This window comes from Lutibaculum baratangense AMV1 (genome assembly GCF_000496075.1).
Classification (GTDB): domain Bacteria; phylum Pseudomonadota; class Alphaproteobacteria; order Rhizobiales; family Tepidamorphaceae; genus Lutibaculum; species Lutibaculum baratangense.
Window position 1 is genome coordinate 129398 of the sequence record NZ_AWXZ01000007.1, and the last position, 11887, is coordinate 141284.

The window sequence follows — 11887 nt, forward strand, 5'->3', positions numbered from 1 at the left end:
GTCCCGCCGTTCATTTCGCCGCGCTTCGCTCGCGCTGCAGCATGACGGCCAGGATTATGATGACGCCCTGGATCGCGCCGTTCAGGTAGGGGCTCACCAGGGCGGCAAGGTTGAGAAGGTTGCCGATGAAGCTGAGGATCAGCACGCCGACAACCGTTCCCCAGACGCGGCCGAAGCCGCCCTTGAGGACCGTTCCGCCGATGATCACGGCGGCGATCGCCTCGAGCTCCCACAGAACGCCCGTGGAGCTGGATGCGGAGCCGAGGCGCGGCACGTACATGATGGTGGCGATGCCGACGAGCACGCCGAGCAGCACGTAGGTCGAGAGGCGCACGAGGTCGACCCGGACGGCCGAGTACCGCGCCACCTGCTCGTTCGAGCCGATCGCCGCGCAATGGCGCCCGAACGGCGTCTTGCGCATGACGATCTCGCCGATGATCGCGACGATGGCGAAGACGATGATCGGCCACGCGACCCCGAAGATCCCGCCGTAGTAGAACGGCCGGTAGATCTCCCGGACGGTGAAGTCGAGCGACAGCGTCCCGCCGTCGGCGAGCCAGGTGACCAGCGAGCGGAAGATCCCCATCGTGCCGAGGGTGACGATGAACGCCTCTATTCGCCCGACCGTCACGAGGAGCCCGTTCACGGCGCCGGCGAGTGCCCCGAGCAGCAGCCCCGTGCCGAGGCCGCACAGCACGACGAGCCAGCTCGCCCCGAGACTAGGCACGAGCAGGTTCATGACGATGATCATCGTGCCGGCGATGAAGGCCGCCATCGAGCCGACGGAGAGATCGAGCCCCCCGCTGGTGATGACGAAGGTCATGCCGACCGCGATGATGCCGATGAAGGCCGAGCGCGCCAGGACGTTCGTGAGGTTGCCGTAGCTCAGGAAGTTCGGGTTCAGGAGCATCCCGATGACGATGAGCAGCGCCAGCGCCAGAAGTGGCCCGAGCGCGCTGAAGTTGATGCGCCGACGCGCCGGCGGCGACGGCTGCCGAGCCGCGCTAGTGGCGAGCGTCATGCCGTCCTCCCCCGTTGTGCGACAGGCCCATGGCATGTCTCACGATGTTGTTCTCGTTGATGTCGCCCGCGGACAGCTCTCCCATCACCCGGCCGGATCGCATCACGACCACCCGGTGGCAAAGGCCGATGATCTCCGCCATCTCGGATGAGACGAGAATGCAGCTCTTGCCCTGGCGAGCGAGATCCTCGACGAAGTTGTAGATCTGCTGTTTCGTGCCGATGTCGATGCCGCGGGTCGGCTCGTCGATGATGACGATGTCGGGCTCCACCACCATGGTCTTGGCGAGCAGCAGCTTCTGCTGGTTCCCGCCCGAGAGATGTCCGACATGGATCCGGCGATGCGGCGCCCGAATGTCGAAGCGCTGCGTGGCCTGGTCGAGAGCCTCTTCCTCCCGGCGCCGGTCGATGAAGATGTTGCAGAAGCGGTCGAGGCCGAAAAGCGTGAGGTTGGGGCGCATCTCCTGGTTGAGGATCAGCCCGCGGCCCTTCCGGTCCTCGGTGAGATAGGCGACGCCGCGGCGCTCGGCGTCCTTCGGGGAGCGAATGTGCACGACCTCGCCATGGACCTTCACCTCGCCGTGGGCGGGGCGGAGCCCGACGAGCCCCTCCATGAGCTCGGTTCGCCCCGATCCCACGAGGCCGGCGAAACCGAGGATCTCGCCGCGCTTGAGAGTGAAGGACACGTCCTCCGCATAGCGGAGCACGCTGAAGCCGCTGACCTCCAGCACCGTCTCGGCCGCAGGCTGCGGCGCCTTCTCCGGATAGAGATCGACGAGCTCGCGCCCCACCATGTGGCGCGCCATGTCGTCGACGCTCAGCTCCGAGGTCGGGGCGGTGACGACATGGTGGCCGTCACGCAGCACCGTCACGACGTCGGCGATCTCCTTGACCTCCTCGAGCTTGTGGGAGGTGTAGAGGATCGCCACGCCCTCTCGCTTCAGGCGCTCGATCTGACGGAAGAGCGTGCGCGACTCGTTCGCCGTCAGAACGGCGGTCGGCTCGTCCATGATCAGGACGCGGGCCTTGCGCGAAAGCGCCTTGGCGATCTCGACCATCTGCTTGTCGGAGACCGGCAGATGCATGACCCGCGTCTGCGGATCGACATTCGTCTCGAGCTCGGCCAGAAGCGCCCTCGCCTCCTCCCTCATCCGCGACGAATCGAGGAAAGGCCCGCGCCTCGGTTCGCGCCCCAGAAAGATATTGGCCTCGACCGACAGCTGATCGGCGAGGTTGAACTCCTGGTGAATGAGGACGACGCCGCGATCCTCGGCATCGGCACCCGAGACGAACTGAACCTCTTGGCCGTCAAGCAGGATTCGCCCGCCGGTCGGCCGCTCGTAGCCGGACAGGGTCTTCATCAGCGTCGACTTGCCTGCGCCGTTCTCGCCGATCAGCGCGTGCACCTCGCCCGGCCTGAGCTCGAAATCGATGTGGAACAGGACCTGCACCGGGCCGAAGCTCTTCGACACCTTCTCGGCCGAGAGGACCGGCGATGTAAGGCGGCCTTCGCTCACAGCGACACCCATCCAGCGTTCCTGCCGCTCGACTTCACGCAGGCCTCGATGAAGGCGACGCCCTTCACGCCGTCATCGATCCTGGGGAAGGACACCGCGGCATCGACCTTCCCCCCATCCCGCGCCGCGAGAATCGCCTGCGCCACCTCCGAGTAGATGTTTGCGAAGCCCTCGAGGTAGCCTTCCGGATGGCCGGCCGGGATGCGGCTGACACGACCGGCGGCATCTCCCGCTCCGGCGCCCCCTCTCGTGATGCGGCGCTTCGGCTCGCCGAACGGGGCATGCCAGAGCCAATTCGGGTTCTCCTGCTCCCATTCCAGGCCGCCCTTCGTGCCGTAGATGCGGAACCTGAGGCCGTTCTCGTTGCCGACGGCCACCTGGCTCGCCCAGAGCATGCCGCGCGCGCCGTTGGTGAAACGCAGCATCACCTGCACGTTGTCGTCGAGCCGGCGGCCCTCCACGAAGGTCGACAGCTCGGCCGCGATGCTCTCCGCCTGCAGGCCGGAGACGAAGCAGGCCATGTGATAGGCATGCGTCCCGATGTCGCCGACGCAGCCCCCCGCGCCAGCCATCTCGGGGTCGGTTCGCCAGTCGGCCTGCTTGTTGTGGACCTCCTCGGTCAGCCAGTCCTGCGGGTACTCGACCTGGACGAGCCTGATCTCGCCGATCTCGCCCGCCTCCACCATGGCACGCGCCTGCCGCACCATGGGGTAGCCCGTGTAGTTGTAGGTCACCGCGAAGGTCGCACCGGACTTCTCCGCCGCGTCCTTGAGCCGCTTCGCGTCCCGCAGGTTCGTCGTGAGCGGCTTGTCGCAGATGACGTGGATTCCGCGTTTCAGAAACTCGCGGGCCACGGGGAAATGCATGTGGTTCGGCGTCACGACCGACACAGCCTCGATGCCGTCCTTCAGGCGCTTCTCACGTTTCGCCATCTCCTCGAAGGAGCCGTAGCAACGCTCCTCGGGCAGCCCCAGCTCGCGGCCAGAGGCTTTCGCCCTCTCCGGATCGGAGGAGAAGGCGCCGGCCACCAGCGTGTAGTGGTCGTCGAGGCGGCTGGCGACGCGGTGCACGCCGCCGATGAAGGCGCCCTGCCCGCCGCCCACCATGCCGAGCCGGATGCGGCCCAGATGCTTCTCGTCGCGTCCCGTGATCGCCATCACGAGACCCCCAGCATGCGGCGGTTCGCCGCCTCGTCCGTGCCACCGGCGGCGAAATCGTCGAACGCCTTCTCGGTGACGCGGATGATGTGGCCGGCGATGAAGGGAGCCCCTTCGGCCGCGCCCTGCTCGGGGTGCTTAAGGCAGCATTCCCACTCGAGGACGGCCCAGGAATCGTAGTCGTACTCGGCGAGCTTCGAGAAGATCGCGGAGAAATCGACCTGGCCATCGCCGAGGGAGCGGAAGCGCCCGGCGCGCTTGATCCACGGCTGGTAGCCGGAATAGACGCCCTGGCGGCCCGTCGGGTTGAACTCCGCATCCTTCACGTGGAAGGCGCAGATCTTCTCGTGATAGATGTCGATGAACTCGACATAGTCGAGCTGCTGCAGCACGAAGTGCGAGGGATCGTAGTTGATCTTGCAGCGCGGATGTTCGCCGGTCGCCTCGAGGAACATCTCGTAGGTCGCGCCGTCGAACACGTCCTCGCCGGGATGGATCTCGAAGCCGACGTCGCAGCCCGCCTCGTCGAAAGCGTCGAGGATGGGCTTCCAGCGCTTGCCGAGTTCGGCGAACGCCGTCTCGACCAGCCCCGCCGGGCGCTGCGGCCAGGGGTAGAGATATGGCCAGGCGAGTGCTCCGGGGAAGCTCACATGGCTCTTGAAGCCGAAGTTCCGGCTGGCCTTCGCCGCCTTCATCATCTGGTCGACGGCCCATTCCTGCCGCGCCTTCGGATTTCCGCGAACCTCGGGTGCGGCGAAGCCGTCGAACGCTTCGTCGAAGGCCGGGTGGACCGCCACCAGCTGACCCTGCAGATGCGTCGAAAGATCCGTGATCTCGAGACCCGCCTCGCGGCAGACGCCGGTGACCTCGTCGCAGTAGTCCTTCGACTCCGCCGCCTTGCCGAGGTCGAAGAGCTGTCCTGCCCAGGTCGGGATCTGGATGCCCTTGTAGCCGTGACCGGCCGCCCATTCGGCAATGGCCGGAAGCGAGTTGAATGGCGCCTCGTCGCCCGCGAACTGGGCGAGGAAGATCGCCGGTCCCTTCATCGTCTTCACCTTGACGCGTCTCCCGTCTTGTGTTCGGCCGCGTTTGCCGCGGCGGCTTCTCGTTGAGCCGGCCCGGTGCCCCGCATCTCGCGGCGGGAGCGCCCGTCCTGGCCCTGATCTTCGTCGATGCGGCGTGCCGCCGTTCAGAAGAACCGGTTCACCACCCCCTCGAGGTACTCCTGTCGTCCCGAACGCGGCTGCGGGTCGAGCGCCTTGTCCCCGACATGCCGGGCCAGATCGTCGAGGCTCATGCGCCCTCCGAGGATGTCGCGCCCGATGTCGCCGTTCCAGCCCGCGTAGCGCTCCTCCACCGCGCGGCTGAGCGTCCCGTCCTCCAGCAGCTCGGCCGCGGCCAGGAGGGCGCGGGCGATCGCGTCCATCGACGTCACATGGGCGTGGAGCAGGTCGTCCGGGTCGATCGACTGCCGCCTGATCTTCGCGTCGAAGTTCAGCCCGCCCTGCTCGAAGCCGCCGGCCTTCAGGATCTCGTACATCGCGAGGGTCAGCTCCGGCACGTTCATCGCGAACTGGTCGGTGTCCCAGCCGGACTGGTAGTCGCCGCGGTTGATGTCGATCGAGCCGAAGATGCCGAGCGCGGCGGCCATGGCGATCTCGTGCTCGAAGGAGTGGCCGGCGAGGATCGCGTGGTTCTGCTCGATATTCACCCGGTACTCGTTCTCGAGCCCGAACCGCTTCAGCGTCCCGTAGATCGTCGACACGTCGTAGTCGTATTGGTGCTTCGTCGGCTCCTGAGGCTTCGGCTCGATCAGGAGCTGGCCCTCGAACCCGATTTTGGCCTTGTGCTCGGCGACGAGAGTGAGGAAACGGCCGTACTGCTCGATCTCGCGCGCGAGATCGGTGTTGAGCAAGGTCTCATAGCCCTCGCGCCCGCCCCAGAGCACGTAGTTCTGGCCGCCCAGCTCGTGGGTCACATCCATCGCGTTCTTCACCTGCGCGGCGGCATAGGCGAAGAGCTCGGGATCGGGGTTGGTCGAGGCGCCGGCCATGAAGCGCCGGTTCGAGAAGAGGTTGGCGGTCCCCCAGAGGAGCCGGATGCCGGACTCCTCCATCTTGCGCCCCAGGAGATCGGCGATCTCCCTGACGTTGCGGTTCGAGTCCGCAAGGGTCGCTCCTTCCGGCGCGATGTCGCGATCGTGGAAGGTGAAGAAGGGTGCGTCGAGCAGCCGGAACATCTCGAAGGCGACGTCGGCCTTCGCCCGCGCGGCGTCGAGCGAGTCGGAGAACCAGGGCCGGTCGAACGTCGCTCCCCCGAACGGATCGCCCCCCGGCCACGTGAAGGAATGCCAGTAGCAGACGGCGAAGCGCAGATGCTCCCTCATCGTCCTGCCGGCCACGATCCGCTCCGGATCGTACCACCGGAACGCCAGAGGCTCCCCGGTGTTCGGCCCCTCGTAGCGGATCGGTTCCGTGCGCGTGAAGAAGCCTGTCGTCATGCGGCCATTGCCTCCCTGATGGCTGGGTAGAGCGCGCGGTAGCGGCGCAGGCGCGCCTGGCGCGCCTCGTGCCGGGCGGGCACGGGTTCGATGGACCTGTGGATCGGCGGCGGCGCCAGAACGGCCGCGGGATCGGCGCCGGCCGCGACCATTGCGAGCCTCGCCGCGCCGAAGGCGCCGCCAAACTCACCAGCGACCGGCACGTCGAGTGGCACGCCCAGCGTATCGGCGATGATCTGGAGCCATGCGTCGGAGCGCGAGCCGCCGCCGACCGCGACGGCGCTCTCGACGCGCGTTCCGGTGTGCGCCAGCGCGTCGAGGCTGTCGGCGAAGGCGAAGGCGACGCCCTCCATCAGCGCCGCTGTGAGCGCTGCGCGGTCGGCGCCGTAGTCGAGCCCGACGAAGCTGCCGCGGATCTTCGCGTCGTTGTGGGGCGTGCGCTCGCCCGCGAGATAGGGCAGGAAGATCGGCCCCTCCGTCCGCGAGGCATCGACCGCCGCGGCGAGAGCGCCGGCATCCTCTTCAAGCGTTCGGCTCAACCATTGCATCGCGCCGCCTGCCGAGAGGATGACGCCCATCTGGTGCCAGGTCTGTGGCAGGGCGTGGCAGAAGGCGTGGACCGCACTCTGGGGATTGGGGCGGAAGCGATCGTTGGCGGCGAAGAGGACGCCGGAGGTGCCGAGGGAAAGGAAGGCCTGGCCGGCCGTGACGACGCCGACGCCGCAGGCCGAGGCGGCATTGTCGCCTCCGCCACCGGCGACGACCGTCCGCTCCGACATTCCCCACCGCGCCGCCAGTTGCGGCCGCAGCGTTCCCGACACCTCGCTCCCTTCGACGAGGCGGGGCATGTGGGAGCGGGAAAGGCCGGTGGCGGCGAGAAGCTCCTCGCTCCAGTCCCGCATCGCCACGTCGAGCCAAGCGGTGCCCGAAGCGTCAGACATGTCGGAGACGTGCTCACCTGTTAGCCAGAGGCGCAGATAATCCTTCGGCAGGAGGACACGTGCGGTGTTCTCGAAGACGGCCGGCTCGTTCCGCGCCACCCAGACGAGCTTCGGCGCCGTGAAGCCGGGAAAAACGATAGTGCCCGTCAGGCTGCGGAATACCGGGATTGCGTCCAGCGCGAGCGCCTCCTCGTGGGAGCGTACGTCGTCCCACAGGATCGCGGGCCTGAGCGGGCGGTCCGAAGCGTCGAGCAGGGTCGCGCCATGCATCTGGCCCGAGAGGCCGACCGCCCGCACCTGCGCCATCTCCGCAGGCATAAGCCGCGCGAGGTCGTCGAGCGCGGTTTCCGCCGCGGCGATCCAGGCGGCGGGCTCCTGCTCCGACCAGCCGGGATGTGGCCGCGAGACCGCGAGAGGAGCTTCGGCATGGCCGACCACACGCTGGTCCTCGCCGACGAGCACCGCCTTCAGGGACGACGTTCCGAGGTCCAGACCGAGGAAGTGGGAGGGGCGCACCTCAGCCATCATGGCAGGTTGTCCCTCAGGAAGATGTCGATGCGGATCTGCTCCTGCTCCGCGACGAGCGGCTCGGCCAGGCAGTGCGCGAGAAGCACCCTGGCGGCCGACCGCGCCTCGTGTCCCGGGTTCTGGTTGATGACGGCGTCGAAGACCCCGTGGAGAAGATATCGCCGGGCGGGCTCGGTGAGTTCGTGCCCGATCACGACGAGGTCCTGCGCGCGACCCGATTCCTCGAGCGCCGCCCCGAGGCCGCGCGTGCCGCCGCCGACGTTATAGAGGCCGACCAGATCAGGGTGTGACTTGAGAAGCGCTGCCGCCGCGGCCTTCGTCATCTCGGTGTTGTCGCGCCCTTGCACGACGGGCAGCAGCTCCACTGAGGGATATTCCCCGCTCAGCACCTGGCTGAAGCCGAACTGCCGCTCCATGTGGTCGCGCAGGCCGAGCGATCCGACGATCACGCCGACCTTGCCGCGCCGCCCCGCCAGGAACCGCCCCATCAGGCTGCCCGCGGTCCTGCCGGCGGCCGTGTTGTTGATGCCGACATAGTGCTGCCGCTTCGAGGACGGCACGTCGGAGACGAGCGTCACGACGGCGACGCCCGACCGCACGAGGTCGTCGATCGCGGCGCGAACGAGAGGATCGTCGTAGGCGACGACGGCAACGCCCTGGTAGATGGTGCCGAGCGAATCCAGGGCCGCCGCCAGCACGACGGGATCGAACACGTCGACCTGCCTGATCTCGGCGGAGGCGCGCTGACCGTAGAGCCATTCCGCCGTCGCCTCGACCTGCTGGCCGAGCGCGGCCATGAACGGGTTCGTGCCCGCAGGCAGGATGAAGCAGAACCGGAAGCTCGACCCGCGGGCCAGCCGCGCCGCCAGCGGATCGACGCGGTAGCCCAACTTCTCCATCGCCTGCCGCACGCGGGTGGCCGTGCCCTCGCGCACGCCGGGGCGATTGTTGAGCACGCGGTCGACGGTGGCCAGCGAGACCTCGGCCTCCCGCGCCACGTCGTCCAGCGTCACCCTCTCGATCGCCGTGCTCATGCGGCACAGCTTATCCATCATTTCCTGAGGTGCGCAACTCATCCCATCATCGGCGCGGCGAGCCGTGTGGCGCCACGGGAGAGTAGTGCCGGCATTGGAACGAGGAAGGGGCCTCTATGGCCGGGATGGACGACGGACAGCTCTCACTCGCCCGCTCGATCCCCCACCGCAGAAGAACCGATCACGACCGTTCGACTCCAGGCCGGAAACGATGGTGCCCCTGGGCATCTGGAGCGCCTCCAGCACCTCTCCCGTCGCAGGATCGACCCGCCGCAGCTCGCTCTCATCCTCCTGCCAGGTGCCGTGCCACAGTTCGCCCTCGACCCAGGTGACGCCGGTCACGAACCGATTCGACTCGATCGTCCGCAGGACCGCCCCCGTTTCCGGATCGATCTGCTGGATCTTGCGTCCGCGGTACCGCCCCACCCAGAGGAAACCCTCCGCCCAGGCGAGCCCTGCCCCGCCACCGGGCAGCGGCACGGTAGACACCACAGACCCGCTTTCGGGATCGATTTTCTGGATGTGCTCGCCGGCAATCTGGAACAGGTGAGCACCGTCATAGGCCGTGCCCGCATCCGCACTGACGTCGATGACGCGGGGTGCTTCCTCTCCGTCCGGGTCGAAGCCGTTCAACCGGTCGCCCGACCCGAACCAGATCCGCCTTCCGTCATAGGTGACGCCATGGACGCTCTCCACGCCCGGGAAAGGCCCGTATTCCTCGATGATGTCCGCTGATGAGCGCTTCATGTTTTCCTCCCTGATCGCTCAGGAGACGCTAGCGGTCCCGAACCGCTCCCGTGAGTAACAAGGCTGTCGGGAATCCGGGCACTGAAGGCGTGATCCATCGGCGCGATCGCGCGCGGCCTAGGGGTTGGACCCGGCCTTGCCTGCCGAGCTCCTCGAGGGCCCGCTGCACGCTGCGCTGGCTCGATCCCAGTGCAACCGCGAGGGCCGAGCTCGACCACGCCTGGCCGTCGGAGAGCAGGGCAAAGAGAGATCCGTGCGCCGCTTCGATCGGCGGTGTCAGCACCAGAACCTCCGATGCATGGTGAGGCACCAGTCGGTACCCCTTGCGGGTGGCTTCCACCCGCGCGACCTCCCGCAGTTCCTTGCGCAGTCGGCCCATCTCGACGCGCAATCGGGCACGGTGGGATTCGTCGGCTTCCGAGGCGCGGAACACGCGCACGAGCAGAGCCTCCCGAGGCACGTCGGCAGGCCAGGCTTCGGCCAGGGCACGCGCCAGTCCGAAGAGGACCGGTCGCCTCGCCAGAGGCAAGACGGAGTTCCGGGCGTGCACGGCAAGACGGGACGCATCCACGATCAGCGCCTGTGAGGACAACACGTCCTCGACCTCGCTCAGTAGGAGCGAGCGCGTTCCAGCGCGCGATATCAACCGCGCTGCAGGCGAGCCCAGTGCGTGAGCGACCGAATCGACCTCCTCGGTCAACGGTCCGATCGACGCCTCGCGCGCGGCACGCTGTGCCCGGGCGAGAGCCTCGTGGGCTTCTCGCGCTCGTATCCGGCGCATCGCGATGCCGGCCTCCACGAGATCGCAGGCTGTCGTCAGAGCCGGCGTCAGGGTCTCGCGATCGATCCGGCCGAGCGCCTGCGATGCTTCGTTGAGGCGCCCCAGCAGCAGGAGGCGGCGAGCCTTGATGTAGAGAGCGAAGGCGGCGTTCACCCGGTCGCCCCGTCCTGCGAGCGTCGCGTGCGCCGTGTCCAGCATCTCGTCCGACCAGGCGAGGTCGCGAGATGCCAGCGCGATCTCGGCCTCCGCTATGGCGCATCGCGCCCGTTCGACCGCCTCGCGAGGCCCGAAGGCCCGCCCGGCCCGCTTCAGGAGCTCTCTGGCCCGCGCCAGGTCGCCGAGCTGGGCCATCGCGATGCCACGGAGGGCGAGCGCCGTAGCGTCGTCACGAAGCGCGACGTGGTTCAGCGCCAGGAGGGGATCGCCCGCGGCCAGGGCGCGCGCGGCAGCGGTGATCAGCGAGTCCATCGCATTCGCGCCAAGCTTGTCACTCTCACCCCGCCCGTCCCGGCTCCTAATCTCGCCCTCACCAGCAAACGGCCCGTCGCACCGGCATCGCCGATGGACGGCCCCCGGCAATGGAGAGCATCAGTGACGCTACACCCGACTGGAACGCGCAAGGAATGGCTGGCCGCGCGGCTGAGCCTGATGGAGGCAGAGAAGGAGTTGACGAGACAGAGCGACGAGCTCGCACGGCGTCGGCAGGCACTGCCATGGGTCCGCGTGGACAAGGACTACGTGTTCGAGACGGAACACGGCTCCGCCTCGCTGGCGGACCTGTTCGCCGGCCGCTCCCAGCTCCTCGTCTATCACTTCATGTTCGGGCCCGACTACAAGGCCGGATGCCCGTCCTGCTCGGCCATAGCCGACGGGTTCGACGGGTTCGCGAAGCACCTCGCCCACCACGACGTCATGCTGACGGCCGTGTCCAGGGCGCCCATCCAGAAGCTGGCCCTCTACAGGAGGCGGATGGGATGGAGCTTCCCGTGGGCCTCCTCCTTCGGCAGCGACTTCAATGCCGACTTCGCGGCGAGTTTCACCGAGGAACAGCAGCGCGACGGGGCGATCACCTACAACTACCGCCGCGAGCCTGCCTTCCACCCGACCGAGGAGGCCCCGGCGATTCCGACGCGGACGACACCCGACGTGCCTGCCACGGCAGCATCCATGTCCGGCACAGACGTCGCCACCTACGCCCGCGAAAGGCCCGGCATGAGCGCGTTCATCCTCGATGACGGCGTCGTCTACCACACCTACTCGACCTACGCGCGCGGGCTCGACGTGCTCTGGGGCGCCTATCAGTGGCTCGACCGCGCCCCGAAGGGCCGCAACGAAACAGGCTACTGGTGGCGCCGTCGCGACGAGTACGACGCCCCGCGTGTTCCTGCGCAGGCAGATGCAGGATGACCCTTCCCCCACGCCAAGCCCACGCCGCCCCCCGATCGGGGGGCGGCCCGGGCGTCGATGCCGCCGCCTGGCTTTCGCTCGCGGCGGCACCGACCTTCGCCACGATGACGCTTCTGACCGCTCTCCCCGCGGTAGGCCCCGGGGCGCTCTGCCTTTCGCCGCGAGTTGGCCCAGATTTCGGGAGTATGCCGGTGATGTACGCGCTGATGGCGGCGCTTCACCTGGCGCCATGGCTCAACCTGGTGGCGCGGAGCC

The 11887-nt window shown here is 68.0% G+C and carries 10 protein-coding genes; 1 reads left to right on the forward strand and 9 read right to left on the reverse strand.

The window, feature by feature from the left end; all coding sequences use genetic code 11:
• Positions 1-10: 10 nt before the first annotated feature.
• From N177_RS01320 to N177_RS01360, 9 genes are all read right to left on the reverse strand, one after another.
• Positions 11-1021 (reverse strand): ABC transporter permease, encoded by a 1011-nt coding sequence (locus tag N177_RS01320; protein WP_023430416.1) that lies wholly within the window; start codon positions 1019-1021, stop codon positions 11-13.
• Positions 1005-2549 carry a sugar ABC transporter ATP-binding protein gene (locus N177_RS01325; protein ID WP_023430417.1) on the reverse strand — a complete coding sequence of 515 codons (1545 nt, stop codon included), beginning with the start codon at positions 2547-2549 and terminating at the stop codon, positions 1005-1007. Before N177_RS01325 ends, N177_RS01320 begins: the two co-directional genes overlap by 17 nt.
• Entirely contained in the window at positions 2534-3694 is a 1161-nt protein-coding gene (locus tag N177_RS01330) for a Gfo/Idh/MocA family protein (RefSeq protein WP_040484924.1), read from the reverse strand. Before N177_RS01330 ends, N177_RS01325 begins: the two co-directional genes overlap by 16 nt.
• Positions 3694-4740: a sugar phosphate isomerase/epimerase family protein gene (locus tag N177_RS01335; protein ID WP_040484953.1), complete on the reverse strand. Its 1047-nt coding sequence runs from the start codon at positions 4738-4740 to the stop codon at positions 3694-3696. The genes N177_RS01330 and N177_RS01335 overlap by 1 nt, the downstream gene beginning before the upstream one ends.
• 143 nt (positions 4741-4883) lie before the next feature.
• Positions 4884-6194: a xylose isomerase gene (gene xylA, locus N177_RS01340; protein ID WP_023430420.1), complete on the reverse strand. Its 1311-nt coding sequence runs from the start codon at positions 6192-6194 to the stop codon at positions 4884-4886.
• The gene (gene xylB / locus N177_RS01345) at positions 6191-7660 is read right to left on the reverse strand and encodes a xylulokinase (protein ID WP_040484954.1); all 1470 of its coding nucleotides are present in this window, start codon (positions 7658-7660) and stop codon (positions 6191-6193) included. The genes xylA and xylB overlap by 4 nt, the downstream gene beginning before the upstream one ends.
• Entirely contained in the window at positions 7660-8697 is a 1038-nt protein-coding gene (locus tag N177_RS01350) for a LacI family DNA-binding transcriptional regulator (protein WP_040484955.1), read from the reverse strand. The genes xylB and N177_RS01350 overlap by 1 nt, the downstream gene beginning before the upstream one ends.
• Before the next feature lie 114 nt (positions 8698-8811).
• The gene (locus N177_RS01355; protein ID WP_023430423.1) at positions 8812-9444 is read right to left on the reverse strand and encodes an NHL repeat-containing protein; all 633 of its coding nucleotides are present in this window, start codon (positions 9442-9444) and stop codon (positions 8812-8814) included.
• Between the two features lie 28 nt (positions 9445-9472).
• On the reverse strand, positions 9473-10693 hold the full coding sequence (locus N177_RS01360; protein WP_023430424.1) for a hypothetical protein: 1221 nt from the start codon (positions 10691-10693) through the stop codon (positions 9473-9475).
• Between the two features lie 123 nt (positions 10694-10816).
• Here N177_RS01360 and N177_RS01365 point away from each other — a divergent pair, with 123 nt between their 5' ends.
• Positions 10817-11632 carry a DUF899 domain-containing protein gene (locus N177_RS01365; protein WP_023430425.1) on the forward strand — a complete coding sequence of 272 codons (816 nt, stop codon included), beginning with the start codon at positions 10817-10819 and terminating at the stop codon, positions 11630-11632.
• Positions 11633-11887 lie beyond the last annotated feature (255 nt).

Excerpts from the sequence above, each read along its gene's own strand:
- N177_RS01320 (WP_023430416.1), bottom strand. The coding sequence starts at position 1,021 with ATGACGCTCGCCACTAGCGCGGCTCGGCAGCCGTCGCCGCCGGCGCGT.
- N177_RS01350 (WP_040484955.1), bottom strand. The coding sequence starts at position 8,697 with ATGAGCACGGCGATCGAGAGGGTGACGCTGGACGACGTGGCGCGGGAG.
- N177_RS01355 (WP_023430423.1), bottom strand. The coding sequence starts at position 9,444 with ATGAAGCGCTCATCAGCGGACATCATCGAGGAATACGGGCCTTTCCCG.
- N177_RS01330 (WP_040484924.1), bottom strand. The coding sequence starts at position 3,694 with ATGGCGATCACGGGACGCGACGAGAAGCATCTGGGCCGCATCCGGCTC.
- xylA (WP_023430420.1), bottom strand. The coding sequence starts at position 6,194 with ATGACGACAGGCTTCTTCACGCGCACGGAACCGATCCGCTACGAGGGG.
- N177_RS01360 (WP_023430424.1), bottom strand. The coding sequence starts at position 10,693 with ATGGACTCGCTGATCACCGCTGCCGCGCGCGCCCTGGCCGCGGGCGAT.
- N177_RS01325 (WP_023430417.1), bottom strand. The coding sequence starts at position 2,549 with ATGGGTGTCGCTGTGAGCGAAGGCCGCCTTACATCGCCGGTCCTCTCG.
- N177_RS01335 (WP_040484953.1), bottom strand. The coding sequence starts at position 4,740 with ATGAAGGGACCGGCGATCTTCCTCGCCCAGTTCGCGGGCGACGAGGCG.
- xylB (WP_040484954.1), bottom strand. The coding sequence starts at position 7,660 with ATGGCTGAGGTGCGCCCCTCCCACTTCCTCGGTCTGGACCTCGGAACG.